Genomic DNA, 19,714 nt, shown 5'->3' on the forward strand with positions numbered 1-19,714 from the left:
CCTAGACGTAGTCGTAGACCGCTGAGGTGGCGCCGCCGGAGAGCTGCGCGTAGCCCGGACCCCGATCGAAGAAGGGCTCGTTCTCACCGCGCTCCGCGCGCAACTGATCCCGCAGTGCCGTGGTAGCGGCTTCGTCGACGGACGGCTCGTCACCGTCGATCACGACAACACCGTAGTCGTCACGTGCACCTTCGACGGACACCTTACGCCACTCGATATCCCGCAAGACCTCGTCGGTCGGGCGCTCCAGTGGGTCGCCCCAGCCGCCACCACCGGTGGTACGAATCCGTACGACCTCCCCGGCCTTGATCGGCTCGGCATCGGTCAGCGCCTCGAACTCCCGCTCGTTCGGCCCACCCGGATCGAGAACGACGGAGAACGGTCGCCCGGCCTTGCCGCCCTTGACTCCCCAGCATGCGAGAATCGAACGGTCCGCGATGGACATGAAGTGCGCGTCCTTGAGCATGCGGATGTGCTTCTCGTATCCGAGGCCGCCGCGGTAACGTCCAGCGCCGCCCGAATCCTTTGCCAGGCCGAGCTTCTCGACGATGAAGGGGAATCGGCTCTCGGTGAATTCGGTCGGCAGGTTCCGTGAGTCGGGAACGACGTGAATCGTGTCCTCGCCGTCGGCGTAGTAGCGTCCGCCGGAACCGCCACCGAGCACCTCACGCATGAGGTACGAGTGACCCTCGAAGTCCTCCCCGTACACACCGGTGTACCTGATGGTCTCCTGATCGGCGGGCATGTTGCCGTCCACAGCCTTGGCGACGACGCCGGCCAGCACACCGAGCAGGCGGAGGATGACGAACGTGCGAGCGTTGGTGGGGGCGGGGAAGATCGGGGTGATCAATGTTCCCTTCTCGGGGAACTTCATCTCGATCAGCGGTACTACGCCCTCGTTGACATCCAGTTCGGCCATGCGCTCCGGGGTGTCCGCGAGGTTACGCAGAATCGGGGCCAACCACTTGATGAGGAAGTTTCCGTCCGCGTAGTCACCGCAGTGGTTGATCGGGCCCTTTGCCTGCGGTCCGGTTCCGTTGAAGTCAAGGATGAGTCGCTCGCCGCCCTCGTCCTCCGGCCGCGTCTTCGTGAGCGTGATGCGCTGGATGTGGAGCATCGGCTCGTCGACGCCGTCGTGCTCGGCGTAGTCCTCCCAGGTGTACTCACCGACAGGGATCTTGCTGAGGATCTCGCGGCGGTACGTCTCGGTGGTCGCGTCCATCATCGCATCGAAGCACGACTCGACGGTGTCGACTCCGTATCGCTCGAACAGTTCGGTGAGTCGACGCGCACCCATCAAGCACGCCGAGCACTCGGCGTCGAGGTCAGCGGCGAGTGCATCCGGCATGCGGGAGTTACGCGTCATGATGCGCAGCGCGGCCTCGTTGGGAACTCCCTGGTCCCACAGTTTGATCGGCGGAACCATCAGTCCCTCTTCGTAGACCGTGGTGGCACCGGACGGCATGGAGCCGGGGCAGCAACCGCCGATGTCGTCGTGGTGACCGAACGCCTGAACGAACGCGACAACTTTCGGCTCGGCATCGGGAGTGACGCGGGCGAAGACCGGTACGGTGACGCACAGGTCGGGGAGATGGCCGATGCCACCTTCGGACAGGTAGACGTCGTTGTGGAAGTACACGTCACCCGGCTTCATCGTCTCGAGCGGGAAGTCCCGGGCGATCGGATGGACCAGCGCGGAATACGAACGGCCCGTGAGCTTGCGGAGGTTCCGGTCGTGAATCCCCGCGCGGAAGTCGTGAGCGTCACGGATCATCGGTGAGCGCGAGGTGCGCGAAATGGAGGTCTCGACCTCCATTTCCACGCTGGCGAGGTAACCGGCGACGATCTCGACCAGAATCGGATCAGGTGACGCGCCGTCGGTAGCGGTGAGTCGGTACGGCTTGGCCGCGGTGGCAGCAGCAGCATCGAGAATGGCGGTCATCACTTCACTCCGTTCGAGTCGGAAGACTTCGAGATACGAATGTTCCCGAAGGTGTCGATACGTGCCGAGAATCCAGGATGGATCGGGACAGTCGAGCTGAACTCCTCGATGACGGCCGGTCCTTCGATGACGTCACCCGCACCGAGCAGCGTGCGGTCGTAGGTAGCCGTGTCGACCCAGCTGTCGAAATACGATTGACGAGAACCGGTTCGGGCCGAGTCGGCGCCGGTGCCGGCGGGGATCTCCTTGAGCGTCGGACGCTTGATCGGGCCGATGCCGCTCACGCGCAGGTTGACCCATTCCACGTGCTGCGACGGGTCGCCCCGGAAGTCGTAGCCGTACAGCTCGCGGTGCGCCTGGTGGAACGCCTCGGCCGCGTCGTCCATGATCTGTGCCGTGACGGTACCTTCCGCCACCGGGACGCGAACCTCGAAGGCCTGACCGAGGTAGCGAAGATCGGCAGTACGGGAGTACTTGCGCTGCGTCTGATCGAAACCTTCCTCGGCGAGCGCGATCTCGGCTTCGCCTGCCAGCGCGTCGAACTGGCTCTGCAGGTCTTCCGCCTTCAACCGGTCGTGGCGACTCACGTGTGTCTGGACGTAGTCGTTGCGGACATCGACCGTCAGCAGACCGAACGCGGAGACGTTACCCGGATTGAGCGGGACAAGAACGTCTTTCAGACCCAGAATGTCGACCAGACGGCAGGCGAGCAGGGAGCCGGAGCCGCCGAACGTCACGAGGGTGAAGTCACGAACGTCGAGGCCACGCTTGACCGTGATCTGACGCAGGGCGTTGGCCTGGTTCCAGGCCGAGACCTCGAGGACGCCGACTGCACACTCCTCGAAGCCCAGACTGAGCTGTGTTGCAAGCTCTTCGAGGCCCTTGCGTGCCAGTTCTGTGTCCAGGGGGATCTCACCACCGAGCAGGTGGGGTGGGATGCGTCCGAGCAGGACGTGCGCGTCGGTGATGGTCGGTTCGCTGCCGCCCTTGCCGTAGCACAACGGCCCGGGATCGGCGCCGGCGGACTGAGGGCCGACTCGGAGGGTGTGTTCCGGCGTCATCCACGCGATCGAGCCACCGCCGGCCCCGACGGTCACGACGTCGATCATCGGGATCTTCGACGGGTAGTTGCCCACTCGCCCTTCGGTGGTCAGCGCGGGCTCGCCCCGAACCACGACGGTGACGTCCGTCGATGTTCCGCCGCCGTCACAGGTCAACACCTGCTCGACGCCGGCCGCATCGGCGATCAGCGCGGCACCGAGGGCGCCGGCAGCCGGTCCGGAAAGTACTGTCGTAATAGGCTGGTGAACAACCTCTTTGGCTGAGAGAACACCGCCGTTGGATTTCATGACGTAAAACGGAATGTCGCGGGGTTCGCCGTCGGTGGTCGAGAATTCACGCAACCGATTCGCGATGTTGTTGACGTAGTTGCGGATGTTCGGCTTGACCGCGGCGTCCACGAGGGTGGTGATGGACCGCTCGTACTCGCGGTACTCACGAAGTACCTGACTCGAGATGCTCACGGTCGCATCAGGGAAGACGTCGAAGAGGATGTCGCGTACACGCTCCTCGTGCGTCGGATCGGCGTACGAGTGCATCAGGCAGACGCCGATGGTGCGGATACCACGGTCCTTGAAGAACTGCGCTGCGCTGCGGACGCTCTCTTCGTCGAGCGGACGAATCTCGCTGCCGTCGAAGGAAAGGCGCCCACCGACGGTGCGTACCCGATCGGCGGGGACGATGCGTTCGGGCTTGACCCAGAAGTACGAGTTGCCGTAGCCGTCCGGCACGGACTGACGAGCGATTTCGAGAACGTGCTCGTAGCCCTCGGTGGTGATGAAGCCGAGATTCTCGACCTTGCCTTCGAGCAGCTTGTTGGTCGCAACCGTCGTGCCATGGCTGACCGCGCCGATCGACTCACCGGTCTCACCGAGCTTGGCGAGTACCTTCTCGATACCGGCGAGAAAGCCCTCGGCGGGGTCCGCCGGGGTGGACGGGGTCTTGGTGGTGACGATGGTGCCGGTTTCGTCGTCCACTGCCACGATGTCGGTGAACGTTCCGCCGGTATCGATACCGACCCGAATCTTCCTGGGTTCCACGCTTCCTCCTGGGATCTTTGGCTCGTCTCGTCTGGTACCGATCGACGGTTGTGGCCTAGCCGGTAAGTGGCTCGTACCTGACGTGTAGTGCTATTCCACAGGTTCACAAGAGCGGTTTCTTTGTCACAATCCGCCGAATCGGGGGCCCAAGGTTCGGCGCACGATCACGAGCGGATCTTCGCCGGCACGCGCGCGGGCCACGCGGACGTGAAAAACGCCCCGAACCTGCTCGGTTCGGGGCGTTTCCCTCATCGCAAAACTGCGGTGGAGGCTCTGTCGACACTCCGGTGAACTAGTCGCGACAGCCGGAGCGCGCCAGGAAACCACCTATAGCAACTCCTGACAAAGCAATCGCAGCACCGACGACGGCGCTGACGATCACCGTGCGAGTCTCGGTCCCACCCGCCGCCGGCACCGCAGCCTGCAGAACCGTCGGTGTGGCAACAGCTCCGGCAGCTACCGCCGCCTCGACCGCCGCCGCCGGTGCCGGAGCCGCTGCGACCGCGGCGATCTTCTCGGGAATTCCGTTGGCGATGACGCCGTCGATACTCTTGAAGAACACCCCGGCCATCTTCTTGGCGACGCCGGTGATCATCCGCTGCCCGACTCCACCGACCATGCCGCCGACTACCGCGTCGGCGTCGTACGAAAGCAGCGTCCCACCCTCGTTCTCCGTCAATGTGACCGTGACGTCCGCCTTGACCGTGCCGGGAGCACCAGCCCCCGAAGCCGTCATGACAAACGAATTGGGCCGATTCTGCTGTGACAGGACAACCTCACCGTCGTAGACGCCCTTGATCGACGCGACCCCTGCCATGATGGAGAGTTTGTAGTGATTGTCCGTGAGCTGTTCGAGCGACTGCACACCAGGAATGGTCGCGGCCAGTACCCGACCGTCCTGGAGCTTGTCGTAGACCTCTTCGCGAGGTGCCGTCAACTGCGCGGTGCCGGCGATTCTCATGAATTCTCCTCTGATGACGAACCCGCATGTGCGAGTCGAAGTTCGAACAGTTCGGACGGTGAAATGGGCATAGACGTGATCGAGATTCCTTCGGCGTCCTCGATGGCAGCCGCGATCACGGCCGTGGTGGGGATCACGCCGGCTTCACCGGCGCCCTTCATGCCGAGTGGGTTGAGCCCCGACGGCGTGACAGTGTGATCCATCTCGAGCGAATCCGGCATCTCCGTGACAAACGGCATCAGGAAATCCATGTACGACGCGTTGAGCATCTGGCCGTGCTCGTCGTAGACGATCCGCTCGTACAGTGCGCCGCCGATACCTTGCGCGACGGCGCCCATGACCTGGCCTTCGACTATGCGGGGATTGATCACGTTTCCGCAGTCGTGGATGACGACGTAACGACGGACCGCGATTTCCGCTGTCACGGGATCGGTTTCGACGATCGCCGCGTGCACTCCCGAAGCGAAAGTCGAACTCGGTGGCGAGTAGTAACCGGTGGCTTCCAGACCGGGCTGCTCACCCTCGGGAATCGGGGGCTTCGACATGTCCGTGTCGGTCTTGGCAAAGCCGGTAGCCAGCTTCGACTCGCGATCGAACGCATATCGTAGCGGGTTCGAGAGCACAGCAACAACACTCAGCGGCACGGACGTACCTTCCACCCCGGCTTCGGTGCCGATCTTGCACACGTGACCATCCCGGAGTTCGAGTTCGGTGTCCGGCAGATCCAAGATTCCGGATGCGATCTTCTTCGCCTTCTCCGCGACCATCTGTGCCGCGACGTGGAACGCCGAACCGGACATGACCGCACCACGTGAGGCGAACGTGCCGACGGCATAACCGAACCGGCGAGTATCACCGGTGACGATCTCGACGTCGGAGACCTTGACTCCGAGATCGTCCGCAACGATCTGTGCGAACGCGGTCTGGTGTCCCTGACCCTGCGTCGTCAAGCCTGTTGCCGCCTTGACCTTTCCGGATGTCTCGACCACGACGTGTGCGCCCTCGTACGGTCCTGGGCCGGTTCCCTCGACGTACGCACCGATGCCGATGCCGACCGACCGACCTTCCGCACGAGCCTTCCTCTGGTACTCGGGAAATCCGTCCCAGTCGATGAGCTTCTTGAGCTTGTCGATGCCTGCCTGGTAGTCGCCCGTGTCGTAGATCAGCGGGCGTCCGTCCTGGAACATCAGGCCGAAGTCGTACGGCATGTCTTCGGGACGAATGAAGTTCGCCTCCCGTACGGCGATCTTGTCCTTGTTCAGGTGCTTGGCGATCGCGTCCATGGATCGTTCCATCGCGAACACGGCCTGCGGGCGTCCGGCACCGCGATACGGGGTCACGATGACCGTGTTCGTGTACAGCGAGTAGGCGTTGACACGGAAGGACTTCGGCTTGTACGGCCCGAGAACCTGTGTCGCGGTGTTGATCATGACGATGATCCCGTAGGGCAGGTACGCGCCGTTGTCGTGCCAGAACGTGAAATCGAACGCCAACAGACGACCCTCGTCGTCGAATCCGATGTCGACCTTCTGGATCTGCCCTCGCTCGTGTGCGCTCGAGATGAAATGCTCACGGCGATCCTCGACCCATTTCACCTCACAGGAGATGCCGGCCTGACCGAGGCGGCGAGCGGCCCACGTGATCATCACTTCTTCGGGCCACGGATGAACGATCTTGACACCGAATCCACCGCCGACGTCCGGAGCGATGCAGTGGACCTTGTTCAGTGCCATACCCAATCGGGCGGCAATAGCGGCGCGGGCGGATGTGGATGTCTGGGTGGAGGTCCAGAACGTGAGAGTGTTCTCGTCGCCGTCCCAGCGCGCATAGACACCCTTGCCCTCCATCGGCATGGACGCCGAACGTTCGATTTCGAGATCCAACGTCAGTCGGTGCGGCGCTGCGGCCAGTTCGGCATCCGGGTCACCGAACCCGTGCTGCAGATGGGCGGCGACGTTGTCCGGAACGTCGGCGTGGACGGCATGGTCGGCCGTGCGGGCGACATCGACCCCCACTACCGGCTTCAGCGCCTCGTACGTGACGTCGATCTTCGCGCAGGCGTCCTCGGCGATGTACCGATTGTCGGCGACCACCATGGCAATGGCTTCTCCGACATGTTTGACCTCGTCCTTCGCGAGGGGATAACCGTTGCGCGGCGCGATGATTCCCGGATGCGGAATGAGCAGCGGCAGGTTCTCCGCCATTTCCGGCGTATCGGCCAGGATATCGTCGTAGGTGTAGATGGCATGGACACCAGGAACTTCCAACGCCTGGTCGATATCGATGTCGATGATTCGCGCATGAGCGTGCGGTGACCTGACGAAGGCCGCGATCAGGGCGTTGTGACCCAGATCGTCGAGATACCGCCCCTGGCCGCTGAGTAGACGCGTATCTTCCTCACGGGGAATCGGTTTACCGAAGAACTTGCCGTCGTCGGCAATCGAATGATCGGACGTCGAATGATCGGGCGCAGGGCTTTTCGTCCCGTTGCGCTTTGCTGGTTTGACCGGAGTGCTCATGCCTTCCCCGCCCGTCCTCCGACAGGATTCGTTGTTCCTCGCACCTTGCGATCCAACGCCTCCCTAGTGGATTCGTCGTCGATTCCGAGCGGGAACTGCCCGGCTCGTTCGCGCTTGATCTCGGCAGCGCGCAGAACCGACGCCCTGATGTTCTGGTACCCCGTACAACGACAGAGGTTTCCCGCTATCGCGTCCGTTGCTTCCTCGCGCGTCGGATTCGGGTTCTCCTCGAGAAAGGCCGCGATGGTAGTCACGAACCCCGGTGTGCAGAAGCCGCACTGCAAACCATGACAGTCCTTGAACGCCTGTTGAACCGGATGCAGAGTGCCGTCGGGTTCGACGAGGCCTTCTACGGTGGTCACCGATCGACCTTCGAGCCCGGCCGCGAGGACGAGGCAGGATCGCACCGGCTTTCCGTCGAGCAACACGGTGCACGCACCACACACGCCGTGTTCACAACCGACGTGCGTGCCCGTGCTACGGAGGTGGTGGCGAATGGCATCCGAAGCCAGAGTGCGGGACGGCAGAACGACGGTACTCGTCACCTCGTTGAGCGTGAATGTCACGGCCACATGATGTTCACCCGTATCTGCTGCCAACTCGGCAAGTTGATCGTCGATGGAGCGATGGTTTTTGGACATAGTCACCACTTTCCTGCCAGTACTTTGTTCTCACTGAGAGCGTCTGTCGCCGCTGCGAAACCGACCCGCGCCGTGAGCGCGGACACCAGTTGCGAGCGGTAGGCCGCCGTCCCGTGAATATCCGCTTCGGTATCTATCTGCGCCCGAGCGCATTCCCCGACGGTGCGCCAGCGCGGATCTCGCGGATCCGACGCGGACGCCCCCGCCAGCACATCGGTATAGTCCACGACCTGCCCCAGCTCGCCGGCGGACACGTACGTCATGTGTGCGTCGGCTACCAGACCGTCCTCCACGCGAATCCGTGCGACGACTCCGACCAGTGCGTAGTCGCCGTGACGACGCGCGATCTCGTCGATGGCGGTTCCCACGCCGGGTTCGGCGGCGGGCACCGAAACCGATATCGCGATCTCGTCTGATTCCAGGCTCGACTCGAGCGGACCGGCAAAAAGATCCGTCGACGCGATCTCGCGGGTGCCACGTACCGACTGGACGGTAACGCTGCCCCCGAGCAGTGTCAGGACTGCCGGCATCTCCGCCGACGGGTCGGCGTGGACGATGGACCCGACGCTCGTCCCGCGGTTACGGATCGTGGGGTGCGCGACCAACTGGAGAGCTCGATTCAGCAAAGGCTGAACCCGACGAGCACCCTCGTCGGCCGCCAGCTCCGAGTGCGTGGCCAGGGCCTGGAACCGCACTCCTTCGTCTTCGGACGAGGTCACCGAGGCGAGGTCGGGGATCGATCCGATGTCGACGATGTGGGCGGGAGCGGCGAGGCGCATGGACAGCAACGGCACAAGTGATTGCCCACCGGCGAGCACCTTCCCCTCGTGAGAGACCTCGGAGAGGATTCGGCACGCGTCCTCGACCGAGGACGGTCGGTGATAAGTCAGCGGCGACGGTTTCATTACTCAATCCTGCCTTTACGAGTCACTTCACGTTTTGTGTAGATGTGACAACGGTCACGGGCTATACCTGGCATACATTCAACTTGGCATCACGTGAGCTGCACCACGGGCCCTCCCCGTTCGTCGTCGGGCCCCCTCGTCACCGGAGCTGCGCCGGGTCGCCGTGCGGTCTTCGACCTGCTCGGTTCGCGGTTCCAGGAGCTCACCAACGGGCAGAGGTGATACATCACGATCCCGTCGGCCTCGCCCCGAGACGGCGACAAGCCGAACCCCGACGCCGAATCCAGGTCGAGACGAACTTGCTCGGCGGGTACCTCCGCCGACGGACATGATCGGACCGCAGACGCGGCCGAGGACCCACGAGAAGACATAACCGACAACCATCGCGACGAGAAATGGCGATACATCCCACGAAGCCACGTAGTGCACGCCCATCACGATCATTGCCGTCCACCGGCAGCGGCCGGTACAGCCCGCGACGACGGATCGGCGGAGAAGTAGATCGCCACACCGATGACTGCGAGGACGAGTCCGGACACCAGGATTGCGTCGGTCATTTCGGCCGTCGTTCCACCCTGGGCACCACTGGCGGCGATACCACCGACACAAGCCGCCGACGTACCGAGGTAACCGGGAACGAGTCCGTTTCCGTCCGACGTCGTCATCGGCATCACGAGACCTTTCGCGAAGCAGGAAGGTGTTCGAAATGCTTTGTGCCCCAAATCATAAACACCACGTCTGGAGTGAACGCTAATGCAGTGCCCAGATGTGGACGTGATGACAATCTGCCAGAACCTACTGACCGAGATTGGCAACTATGGTGACAGCTGACACGGGCATGGGTCATCGTCGGTGCCGGCGAATTGTCTCGAACGAAACGAGGACCCCGTGCGACGTGCCTCGACAGCGTCTTCGGCTCGATAATTCCGCAATACGGGTCTTGTCAACGAAATACGTTGCTTGTCAACGAGAAACGGATGCTCTATCCGAGCGCTGCGAGAATTCCGGCAGCCAGTTCCGCTACCTGATCATCGGTCATCACGAACGCCGGCGAAATCTGCATCGCACCCTGACCGGCCGCACGACCGGAAATCCCGTGCTCACGCAAGGTCTTAACCAACGGCAACGCCTCAGCAGCATCGACCAACTGGACAGCGGCAACAGCACCGAGCCCACTACGCACCTCCGCGACCCGCGGATGCTCAGCCAACGGCTGCAAATACGCATGCAACGACGCTTCCAGACGCTTCGACTCCCCGAGCAGACCCTCCCGCTCGATGATATCGAGATTCGCCATCGCCGCAGCCGCAGCACCGGCATGCCCACCATAGGTGTACCCGTGACGCCACCACGCCCCCGCATAAAACGGCTCAGCCACAGCCGGCGCGATGAACACCGCACCCATCGGCACATACCCGGACGTCAAACCCTTCGCAGTAGTCATCATGTCAGGCTGCAAATCGAAACGACTAGACGCAAACCACTGCCCACCGATACGGCCGAACCCCGTCACGACCTCGTCGACGACGAAAAGAATGTCATGCTCACGGCAGATCTGACGCACCTCGGCCAGATAACCCTGCGGCGGCAGATAAACCCCACCCGCACCGATGATCGGCTCGACGAAGAACGCAGCGATCTTGTCCGCACCAACCCGCCCGATCAACTCGAGCAAACTTTTCCCATCATCCCAACCGACGGTAGCCGCGTCGGCCATGAACTCCCCGTAACCTTCACGATTGACCGCAATTCCGGCAAGCGCGGTACCCGCGACATGCATACCGTGATAAGCCTTCTGGCGGCCGACGATCATCGTCTTCTCGGGCCGGCCCACCTCATGCCAGTACCGACGGGCGAGCTTGGCCGCAGTATCGATCGAATCAGACCCACCGGAAGTGAAAAAAATCTTGCTACCCGGCACCGGCGCGATCGTCGCGAGCCGCTCGGCCAGAGCCTGCGTCGTCTCGGGCACGAAATCACCGAAATTAGAGAAATGGGCGATCTTCGACAGCTGAGCAGCCACCGCGTCAGCGATCTCGGTACGACCGTGACCGACATTGGTGAACCACAGTCCCGCCGTCGCGTCGAGATACCGGGTTCCCTCGCCATCCCAGATGTACGCACCCTCACCGCGCGAAACCACGAAAGCGCCGTTCTTCTCGACCGAACCCATGTCCGCGAAACCGTGCCACAATGCCGAAGCCATCGTCAGTGCCCCTTCGAAATAGATCCGTCAGTTCACACGGAGCGCCGGCGGAAGAACTCGCTCGGCCCACTTGGTTGCCTGCTCGAACGCATAGGCGAGTTGGAGAACGTTCACGTCGGCGCCGTGCCGACCGATGATCTGGATACCCATGGGAAGCGATCGATCGTCGAAGCCGACCGGCATCCCCGCCACCGGAACCCCGGCCATCGTCCAGGGAACAACCGTCTCCATCCACCGGTGATACGTGTCCATCGACCGCCCGTCGACGGCCTCGGGCCAGTGGATGTTCTTGTCGAACGGAAATACCTGCGCACTCGGCGCGAGAATGTAGTCGTACGTTTCGAACATCTTGGTCAGGGCCGAGAACCAACCGTTGCGAGCTTCCGTGGCCTTGGTGATGTCGAGCGCCGAGAGGGTGACCGCATGTTCGAGTTCCCACAATAGCTCGGGCTTCATCAACTCACGCATGCTCGGGTCGTTGTACTGATCGATCAGGCCGAGCTGTGCCCACCAACGCCATCGCAAGAACAGCTGCCAGATGTCCTCGGGTTTGAAGTCGGGAAGAGCCGCCTCGACGTGGCAGCCCAACTGTCTGAAGACCTCGAAGGAGGATTCGCACAACTCGAGAACCCCGGGTTCGGTTGCCAGGTAACCGTTCCAATCACCGACCCAGGCAATCCGAGCGCCCTTCAGATCACGTGCGAGGCTTTCGGTGAAGACCACGGGGTCCTCACGAATCCCCAATGGTGCATAAGCATCCGGCCCTGCCATCGTGGAGAGCAGGTGAGCTACGTCGGTGACGGTTCGGCCCATCGGGCCGACAACAGCGCCCTGTGCGATGAATCCCGGTTCCGGTATCCGGCCCCAGGAAGGCCGAAATCCCACGACGTTGTTGAATGCCGACGGGTTTCGAAGCGAACCCATGTAATCGCTTCCGTCGGCCACCGGCAGCATCCGAAGCGCCAACGATGCAGCGGCGCCTCCGCTGCTACCGCCGGCAGTGCGCGAATTGTCATACGGCGACACCGTCGTACCCCACACCGGGTTGTACGTCTGTGAACCGAGCCCGAACTCCGGTGTATTCGTCTTGCCGATCACGATTGCACCGGCAGACCTGATCCGCTTGACGAACAGTTCGTCCTCTGCCGCGATTCGATCCGCGAACATCGGCGACCCGGAGGTGAACGGCAGACCCTTGGCTGCCGAAAGATCCTTCACTGCATGTGGAAACCCGTGCATCCAACCGAGATACTGCCCACTCGCCAACTGCGAATCACGCTCGCGCGCCTCCGCCGTCAACACTTCCCGATCCCGCAAGGCAACTATCGCGTTCACCGCCGGGTTGTGGACGTCGATGTGGTCGAGGAAGCTGTCCATCACCTCGACACACGACACTTCACGCCTGCGTATCAGACCGCTGAGCGTGATCGCATCGACCATGACGAGCTCGCGATTCTCGGGCGCACCGGAAACGCTCTCGTCGGCAGGGTCGGCAGCATGAACCATCGTGAATCCTTTCAAGCAGTGAAGTGGGGTGCGCCGGAGCGGACTTGCCGCCACCGGCAACTGATTCGAGGACGAATCACCGGTGGCGGCGCGACTGTCGAGGTTCCAGCGAGGTTCTTGCCTACTACTGACCGAGATCGACGATGGCGGCGACAGGGCCGCCACCCTCAGGGCCCTGATGCGCTGCCGAGACCGACACGAACACAGCCGGATCACCGGTGACAGCTGCAGTGACTCCACCGACACACGACTTGATCTGGCGGTGCCAGTGCACATCGGAATCGTCGAGCATCGCGTTACGACGCCCGCGGACCGTTCCGTCCTGACTGGCCTCGCACTTCAAGAACACGTTGACGAGTCGACCGTCCAGATCGCTCGAGTGCGGCCGCTCCGGAAGTTCGAGCCCGGCGTCACGGATCGCGGCCCAGATGCCGTCCTGGTCGAGCGGATCCTTCATCACGCTGTGGCCGATCCGGTAGCGTCCGCCGATGCCACGTGCATTACCGACGACGACGATCTGAGCCCGGTCCAGCTCGACGCCGGACGAGCAGGATGCAACAGAGGAGAACAGTTCGCGGCTGTGCATGACATCCTCGTCGGACGGCATGTCGATTTCGCCGAGCGCAACCGCGATCCCGAGGGCCGTACCGCCGTTGGACAGGTCCATCGACTCATGAGTTTGTTCGGTCCACACCGTCTTGCCGCGACTCTTGGCGTCACGGATGGTGTGGATTGTCAGCAACGGAGTCTTGGTCTGGACGTAGTGCACGTCGGCGGGATCGGTGATGCCGGCATTGGCCATCGCATCTTTGACTGCCGCAGCCACTTTGGTGATCATCGCCGTGCGACCGATATCCTCGGGCAGCAACTGCTCGCTCATGGCGACACCCACGGTCAGGCGCGGCTCGTCGGTCGTGGTGACCTTGTCTGCCGGTACCGTCGCGAAGATCGTCGCGTGCGGGCTGATCACACCGTCCGTGCCGCCGGACCAGACGATCGGCACCTCCGCCACCTCCTCGGGGCTGCGATTGCCCTTGGCGGAGAGAACCTCTCGAAACGCTCGGTCCGCGATGATGCGCGTGTAGTCGTTGACGCCGCCGTTACCCTCGGTTTTGCCGATGACTGCAATGACGCGGTCGGCCTCGAGGACACCGTCGTCGATCAGTGCGGCGAGCTCACTGGCGTCGGAGACGCTGTGTAGCGGAACCTTACGGACCTCGATTGCTTCGGGCATTGGCATCTCCTTGTATAGGGAATCGTGGAGGCAAAATTGGGCCTTGACAGCTCCCGACGCCCAGTCCAGCCGAGCGGTTCGGAACTGCCATGTCGACCACGCTATGACGGCTCGAACCCTTCGGCATCGTCAATACTTGCCCAAACAAAAACCGCCGTTGGTTATTTCGACTCCGAAATATACCGGTTGCGTGCCGACCCGTCGGCTCGCACTTACGATTCGACCATGGACACCATTGTTGTCGACCACCCGCTGGCGGCATCCCTACTCACGACCATGCGCGACTACCGCAGCGACAACGCAACATTCCGGTCGGCCCTGCGCAGACTGACGCACATGTTGGTCTACGAGGCCATGCGCGGCGAAGAAGTGGAACAGTTCGACATCACGACACCAGTTGCTCCGACGCTGGGAGCGCGACTGGTCAATCCACCTCTCCTGGTACCCGTCCTACGAGCCGGCCTCGGCATGGTCGAACAGGCAAGTGCTCTCGTCCCGCAGGCGGGCGTCGGTTTCGTGGGAATGGCGCGAGACGAGAAGACACACCAACCGGTTCCGTATCTGGAATCTCTGCCCGCCGACCTGCCGGGTACGCCCGTCTATGTACTCGATCCGATGTTGGCAACCGGTGGATCCATCATCCGCACAATCGATCTGCTGATCGCGCGGGGAGCCACTGATGTGACTGCAATATGTGTCGTCGTAGCTCCGGAAGGAATCGAGGCACTGAAGAATTCCGGGCACCCCGTCCGGCTCGTCACCGCAAGCATCGACGACGGCCTGAACGAAAATGCTTACCTGGTACCAGGACTCGGAGACGCCGGCGATCGCCAATTCGGATCCGGTTAATTCACACCCGCGGTTCGATCAGCATGGAACACCACCCATTTCGAGAGGAGATTTTCGTCAACTGTTGACAATGTTCGATGCGTGATCGAGCGTAGTCTCGCGATATGGGTAGATCTGCCAAATATTCGAGCGAAGAGCTTCAACATTTGCCAGAAGGTGGCGACTACAGACTGACGGTTCGGGATGTCCTCGAGCTGCCGAGCCTGCGCGGAGCCGAGGTAATCGCCGGACACGGCGGTTTACGGCACCTCGTCCAATCGGTGAACGTGATGGAAGTACCGGACATTCTGGCCTGGGTGAAGCCGAACGAACTGTTGGTGACCACCGGGTTCCCGCTGCGCTACGGACGAACCGGAGAACTCCTCGACGACATGGCACTCAGCGATCTCGTCGACGGCCTTGCCCGCCGAGGAGTCGCGGCTCTCGCCGTGAAAACGGGTCGCTATCTGGACGAACTGCCGGAAGCCATGCTGCACATGGCCGAGCAGCGAGGCCTGCCACTACTGGTCCTTCCGGTCACCGCGGGGTTCGACGAGGTGATCTCGGAGGTCTTCACCAAGTTGGTGGCAAAACAGTCTGCTGCACTCGACATTGCCGATCGACTTCACCGCTCGTTGACTTCGATCGTCTTGGAAGGTGGCGATCTGCCGCAGATTGCCGCAGAATTCGCTGCGCTTTTCGACGTCAGCGTTCTGATCTGCTCACCTGATGGGAGGGTATTGACGGAGGCCGGAGATTCCGCCGCATTACATGAGCTTCCGTTGTTCGAAAGCACCGGCCGGTTCCTGACCGAACGAGTCGCGGTCGGTTTACAGAACGCGCCCAGGGGGTTTTCCGGCCAGTTGGCGCTCACCAGAGTGGTGGCGGGAGGTACCGACCACGGCCGAATGGTGGCGTACGCCGGAACTCACGAACTCGGCGCGGTTGTCGTTCAGGCCCTGGAGCGAGCGGCCACCGTTGCGGCTCTGGCTGTCACCAAGCAGCTGGCGGTCGCCGCGGTGGAATCGAAGTTCCGCGGTGACTTTCTCCGTGACGCACTGATCGGCGAAGCCGGATCGCCGGCGGAAGTGAGCGCGCACTTCACCCAGTTGGGGTGGGACGTGACCCGCCCACTTGCCGTTGTGGTTGCAGAACTCGACGTCGACCGACCGGAATCTCAGCACACGAATTCCACTCGCACGGACCAAGATCGACTCAGTGATGGTTGGCAACAGGTGGTACGCACTCACGAGCGGACGGCACCGTCGGTCGGGTTTCGACACGAGGTGGTCACGCTTTTCCCGACCAGCGCCGACCGTGCAGCTCGCGAGATCGACATACTGGTTCGCAAGGTGGCGGGTGATCGCACCAGCGGCCGCCGATCCTTCAGCACGGGGGTGAGCCGGGTGATCAACTCCCTGGATGATCTCCCTGCCGCCTACGACCAAGCCTGCACAGCCGTTGTCGTCGGCCGACGCATCAACGGACCCGGACGGGTAGCGCACTTCGACGAGCTCGGCGTACACCGACTCCTCTCGCTCCAGACCGACAAGAGCGAACTGCGGTCGTTCACCGACGACGTTCTGAAGTCGCTGGCAGCCGACAATGCCGAAGCCGCCGACTTGCGTCTGACCCTCCAGACTCTGCTCGACTGCAATTGCAATGTCGCCGAGGCCTCGCGGGCACTGCACATGCATTACAACACTTTGCGATACAGAATCGGCAAGCTGGAAAGCGTCGTCGGATCGTTTACCGACGACCCCGTCCTTCGCTTGAACGTCTCACTCGCCCTTCAGGTCATGAAGATGCACGAAATGTCATGAAAATACACGCCACGAGCTGACCAAGCCCTCGATTACGGTTCGATCGCCATCGCGATCGAACCATGCGGCGAGCCCCGTAACGGTGTTCGTCACTTCTTACCCACTGCCGATACCCGTCATCGGCAAGGTTACCCATGTGCCGCACATCGGTGCCCGCTTACGGTTCGAAAGACGGGCCGCACACACCTCCTCCAGTGGCCCTGGCCGGTTTCTCGGTCCGGCGGACCGGAGTCGACCGAACTACGGAGACCTCAACCACCAACTGGCTCAGCCAATTACACCAGAATACGGCGGTGCGACATGATCTCGACTTCGAAGCCTCCCAACACAAGTGCCCGTAGTGGTCCATTGCACGACGTGATAGTCGTCGACCTCACCCGCGCACTCGCGGGCCCGCACGCGGCAATGATGCTCGGCGATCTGGGTGCCGACGTGATCAAGGTCGAGTCACCTCACGGCGGCGACGACACGCGTGGGTGGGGCCCACCTTTTATGGAGCCGCAGAACACCCAGCGGGAATCGACGTACTTCTTGTCCACGAACCGTAACAAGAAGTCGATCACGCTCGATCTCAAATCCGACAGTGGACGTGCGACCCTCGAAGATCTGGTCTGCCGAGCCGATGTGCTCATGGAGAACTTCCGTACCGGAGTTCTGGATCGACTCGGATTTTCCACCGAGCGACTGGCCGAACTGAACCCTCGACTGATCATCCTGTCCATCAGCGGATTCGGCCACGACGGACCGGAAGGCGGTCGCGCCGGCTACGACCAGATCGCCCAGGGGGAAGCCGGGCTCATGTCGCTGACCGGATCGAATCCGGACGACGTTCAAAGAGTCGGAGTGCCCATCGCCGATCTTCTGGCCGGCATGTACGGAGCCTTCGGTGTTGTCGCTGCCTTGAAGGAACGTGAACGGACGGGAAGAGGCCGCGTCGTCCGAACGTCGCTTTTGGCCGGCGTCGTCGGTGTGCACGCGTTTCAAGGAACGAAGTGGACCGTTGCCGGCGAGGTAGGCACAGCACAAGGAAACCACCATCCCTCCATCTCACCCTACGGGCTCTTTCGCACCGGCGATGGCGCAGTCCAGATCTCGGTCGGCAGCGAGAGCCTGTGGAGAAGATTCTGCGAAGGATTCGACCTCGACCCTGACACCCCGGGGATGGCAACGAATGCCGAGCGCGTCGAGAATCATCACCAGGTCGTCGAATTGATCGAACGTACGTTCAAGCCGTACTCGCGTGACGAGTTGCTTACCGAACTCGACCGCATCGGAGTACCGGCGGGGCGGGTCAGGACGATCTCCGAAGTGTACGAATGGGAGCAGACCCGCTCACAGGGCTTGCTCGTCGATGTCGCCCACAGCACCCTCGGGAACATCACGCTGCCGGGTCCGCCGCTGCGATTCTTCGATCCGGACGGAACCGAGGTGACCCAGACCTGCCACACCGCACCGCCGGTACTCGGTGAGGACACCGACGAAGTCATGTCCTGGCTAGAGGGATTCACCCGATGAACCGCCCAACCGCTCGCGACATGCTCGACCTGGTGATCGATGCCGGCACCTGGGAGTCGTGGGACACCCCTCCGATACCGGTGGTGACCGACTCCGACTACACCGAGACACTTCTGCGGGCGCAGGAGAAGACCGGGCTGGACGAGTCCGTTCAGACCGGATGCGCCTCTGTCCGAGGCCGACGGGTGGCAATCATCTTCTGCGAGTTCGGTTTTCTGGGCGGATCGATCGGAGTGGCAGCGGGTGAACGCCTCGTGGTCGCCATCCGACGAGCGACACAGGAGCGCTTGCCCCTCCTAGCGCTTCCCACGTCCGGCGGAACACGCATGCAGGAGGGGACGACGGCATTTCTGCAGATGGTCAAGATCACCGCGGCGCTCATCAAGCACAAAGAAGCGCATCTGCCCTACATCGTGTACCTCCGAAACCCCACCACGGGAGGTGTATTCGCGTCCTGGGGATCACTCGGTCACATGACGATAGCGGAGCCGGGAGCCCTCGTCGGATTCCTCGGCCCCCGGGTGTTCGAGGCCTTGTACAATTCGCCTTTCCCGGCCGGTGTCCAGACTGCCGAGAACCTTCACGCGCACGGAATCATCGACGCCGTTCGGCCGCCCGACCAGCTCGCCGAAACCGTCGACCGAGCGTTGCGCATCATCACCTGGATGCGTCGTGGGCACTCACCGCAGAGTGACCCGTGCCCGTACGACTGCCCATCCGATACGCCCGCGTGGGAATCCGTCGTCGCATCTCGACGCGAAGACCGACCGGGAATTCGGGAGGTACTGCTCAACTCCGCATCGGACATGTTCCCACTCAACGGAACCGGTCAAGGCGAGAACGATCCCGGCATCATGCTCGCACTCGTCCGCTTCGGTGACATGCCCTGTGTCCTTCTCGGACAGGACCGGCGCGGGCAGACTCCGCACTCCCCACTCGGCCCTGCAGCTTTGCGGGAAGCTCGCCGAGGAATGCGGCTTGCCGGCGAACTCGACCTGCCGTTGGTGACGGTGATCGACACGGCCGGCGCGGCACTGTCGAAGGACGCCGAAGAAGGTGGACTGGCCGGCGAGATCGCTCGATGCATCGCCGACATGATCTCTCTCGAAGTCCCCACCATCTCTCTTCTGCTCGGGCAGGGCACCGGCGGCGGTGCCCTTGCACTGATTCCGGCCGATCGAGTGCTGGCAGCCCGCCATGGTTGGCTCTCACCCTTACCTCCCGAAGGTGCCAGCGCAATCATGTTCCACGACATCACGCACGCCCCGGACATGGCAGCCAGTCAAGGGATACGGTCCTGCGACCTGCTCGCGGGCGGCATCGTCGATCGGATCATTCCCGAATTTCCTGATGCGGCAGACGAATCCGCCGCATTCTGCACTCGTGTCGGTGCGGTACTGCACTACGAGCTGAACCTGCTCACCGCTACCGATACGACCGAGCGGCTCATCACTCGCACCGAACGTATCGACCGTATCGGCCTCGTCGAAGCCGGCTCCCCCGCCTGATCGTTCGATACACCGGCGAGTCACGAA

General features: G+C 62.5%; 14 protein-coding genes. 4 read left to right on the forward strand and 10 right to left on the reverse strand.

Annotation, left to right across the window (positions count from 1 at the left end; translation table 11 throughout):
* Nucleotide 1: 1 nt before the first annotated feature.
* The 10 genes from ABH922_RS22955 to ABH922_RS23000 all read right to left on the reverse strand — a co-directional run bounded on the left by ABH922_RS22955 (nt 2) and on the right by ABH922_RS23000 (nt 14,013).
* Complete coding sequence (locus ABH922_RS22955; protein WP_424809119.1) at nt 2–1,942, reverse strand: hydantoinase B/oxoprolinase family protein; 1,941 nt, start codon at nt 1,940–1,942, stop codon at nt 2–4.
* Nucleotides 1,942–4,041, reverse strand: a complete 2,100-nt coding sequence (locus ABH922_RS22960; RefSeq protein ID WP_424809120.1) for a hydantoinase/oxoprolinase family protein — start codon at nt 4,039–4,041, stop codon at nt 1,942–1,944. The genes ABH922_RS22955 and ABH922_RS22960 overlap by 1 nt, the downstream gene beginning before the upstream one ends.
* 292 nt (nt 4,042–4,333) lie before the next feature.
* A complete protein-coding gene (locus ABH922_RS22965; RefSeq protein WP_424809121.1) occupies nt 4,334–5,002 on the reverse strand; it encodes an SRPBCC family protein in 669 nt (222 codons plus the stop codon).
* Nucleotides 4,999–7,521, reverse strand: coding sequence for an aerobic carbon-monoxide dehydrogenase large subunit (gene cutA / locus ABH922_RS22970; protein ID WP_424809122.1), 2,523 nt, complete (start codon nt 7,519–7,521; stop codon nt 4,999–5,001). The genes ABH922_RS22965 and cutA overlap by 4 nt, the downstream gene beginning before the upstream one ends.
* Nucleotides 7,518–8,162, reverse strand: coding sequence for a (2Fe-2S)-binding protein (locus tag ABH922_RS22975; RefSeq protein WP_424809123.1), 645 nt, complete (start codon nt 8,160–8,162; stop codon nt 7,518–7,520). The genes cutA and ABH922_RS22975 overlap by 4 nt, the downstream gene beginning before the upstream one ends.
* Before the next feature lie 2 nt (nt 8,163–8,164).
* Nucleotides 8,165–9,067, reverse strand: a complete 903-nt coding sequence (locus ABH922_RS22980) for an FAD binding domain-containing protein (protein ID WP_424809124.1) — start codon at nt 9,065–9,067, stop codon at nt 8,165–8,167.
* A 440-nt stretch (nt 9,068–9,507) separates the two neighbouring features.
* Nucleotides 9,508–9,732, reverse strand: coding sequence for a hypothetical protein (locus ABH922_RS22985; RefSeq protein WP_424809125.1), 225 nt, complete (start codon nt 9,730–9,732; stop codon nt 9,508–9,510).
* A gap of 317 nt (nt 9,733–10,049) precedes the next feature.
* Nucleotides 10,050–11,273 carry an aspartate aminotransferase family protein gene (locus tag ABH922_RS22990; protein WP_424809126.1) on the reverse strand — a complete coding sequence of 408 codons (1,224 nt, stop codon included), beginning with the start codon at nt 11,271–11,273 and terminating at the stop codon, nt 10,050–10,052.
* A 27-nt stretch (nt 11,274–11,300) separates the two neighbouring features.
* Entirely contained in the window at nt 11,301–12,779 is a 1,479-nt protein-coding gene (locus tag ABH922_RS22995) for an amidase (RefSeq protein WP_424809127.1), read from the reverse strand.
* Nucleotides 12,780–12,903: 124 nt separating this feature from the next.
* On the reverse strand, nt 12,904–14,013 hold the full coding sequence (locus ABH922_RS23000) for a ring-opening amidohydrolase (RefSeq protein WP_424809128.1): 1,110 nt from the start codon (nt 14,011–14,013) through the stop codon (nt 12,904–12,906).
* Between the two features lie 225 nt (nt 14,014–14,238).
* Here ABH922_RS23000 and upp point away from each other — a divergent pair, with 225 nt between their 5' ends.
* The 4 genes from upp to ABH922_RS23020 all read left to right on the forward strand — a co-directional run bounded on the left by upp (nt 14,239) and on the right by ABH922_RS23020 (nt 19,687).
* The gene (upp, locus tag ABH922_RS23005) at nt 14,239–14,862 is read left to right on the forward strand and encodes a uracil phosphoribosyltransferase (RefSeq protein ID WP_424809129.1); all 624 of its coding nucleotides are present in this window, start codon (nt 14,239–14,241) and stop codon (nt 14,860–14,862) included.
* Nucleotides 14,863–14,966: 104 nt separating this feature from the next.
* Complete coding sequence (locus ABH922_RS23010; RefSeq protein ID WP_424809130.1) at nt 14,967–16,664, forward strand: PucR family transcriptional regulator; 1,698 nt, start codon at nt 14,967–14,969, stop codon at nt 16,662–16,664.
* Between the two features lie 300 nt (nt 16,665–16,964).
* Nucleotides 16,965–18,179 (forward strand): CaiB/BaiF CoA transferase family protein, encoded by a 1,215-nt coding sequence (locus ABH922_RS23015; protein WP_424809131.1) that lies wholly within the window; start codon nt 16,965–16,967, stop codon nt 18,177–18,179.
* Entirely contained in the window at nt 18,176–19,687 is a 1,512-nt protein-coding gene (locus ABH922_RS23020) for a carboxyl transferase domain-containing protein (RefSeq protein WP_424809132.1), read from the forward strand. Before ABH922_RS23015 ends, ABH922_RS23020 begins: the two co-directional genes overlap by 4 nt.
* Nucleotides 19,688–19,714: the final 27 nt, after the last annotated feature.

The organism is Rhodococcus sp. 27YEA15 (genome assembly GCF_049739425.1).
GTDB lineage: Bacteria > Actinomycetota > Actinomycetes > Mycobacteriales > Mycobacteriaceae > Rhodococcus_F.

What these genes read in the sequence shown, in the direction of transcription:
- ABH922_RS22975 (WP_424809123.1), bottom strand. Translation starts at nt 8,162, where the DNA reads ATGTCCAAAAACCATCGCTCCATCGACGATCAACTTGCCGAGTTGGCA.
- ABH922_RS23010 (WP_424809130.1), top strand. Translation starts at nt 14,967, where the DNA reads ATGGGTAGATCTGCCAAATATTCGAGCGAAGAGCTTCAACATTTGCCA.
- ABH922_RS22965 (WP_424809121.1), bottom strand. Translation starts at nt 5,002, where the DNA reads ATGAGAATCGCCGGCACCGCGCAGTTGACGGCACCTCGCGAAGAGGTC.
- cutA (WP_424809122.1), bottom strand. Translation starts at nt 7,521, where the DNA reads ATGAGCACTCCGGTCAAACCAGCAAAGCGCAACGGGACGAAAAGCCCT.
- ABH922_RS23020 (WP_424809132.1), top strand. Translation starts at nt 18,176, where the DNA reads ATGAACCGCCCAACCGCTCGCGACATGCTCGACCTGGTGATCGATGCC.
- ABH922_RS22985 (WP_424809125.1), bottom strand. Translation starts at nt 9,732, where the DNA reads ATGACGACGTCGGACGGAAACGGACTCGTTCCCGGTTACCTCGGTACG.
- ABH922_RS23015 (WP_424809131.1), top strand. Translation starts at nt 16,965, where the DNA reads ATGATCTCGACTTCGAAGCCTCCCAACACAAGTGCCCGTAGTGGTCCA.
- ABH922_RS22990 (WP_424809126.1), bottom strand. Translation starts at nt 11,273, where the DNA reads ATGGCTTCGGCATTGTGGCACGGTTTCGCGGACATGGGTTCGGTCGAG.
- ABH922_RS22980 (WP_424809124.1), bottom strand. Translation starts at nt 9,067, where the DNA reads ATGAAACCGTCGCCGCTGACTTATCACCGACCGTCCTCGGTCGAGGAC.
- ABH922_RS22995 (WP_424809127.1), bottom strand. Translation starts at nt 12,779, where the DNA reads ATGGTTCATGCTGCCGACCCTGCCGACGAGAGCGTTTCCGGTGCGCCC.
- ABH922_RS23000 (WP_424809128.1), bottom strand. Translation starts at nt 14,013, where the DNA reads ATGCCCGAAGCAATCGAGGTCCGTAAGGTTCCGCTACACAGCGTCTCC.
- ABH922_RS22955 (WP_424809119.1), bottom strand. Translation starts at nt 1,942, where the DNA reads ATGACCGCCATTCTCGATGCTGCTGCTGCCACCGCGGCCAAGCCGTAC.
- upp (WP_424809129.1), top strand. Translation starts at nt 14,239, where the DNA reads ATGGACACCATTGTTGTCGACCACCCGCTGGCGGCATCCCTACTCACG.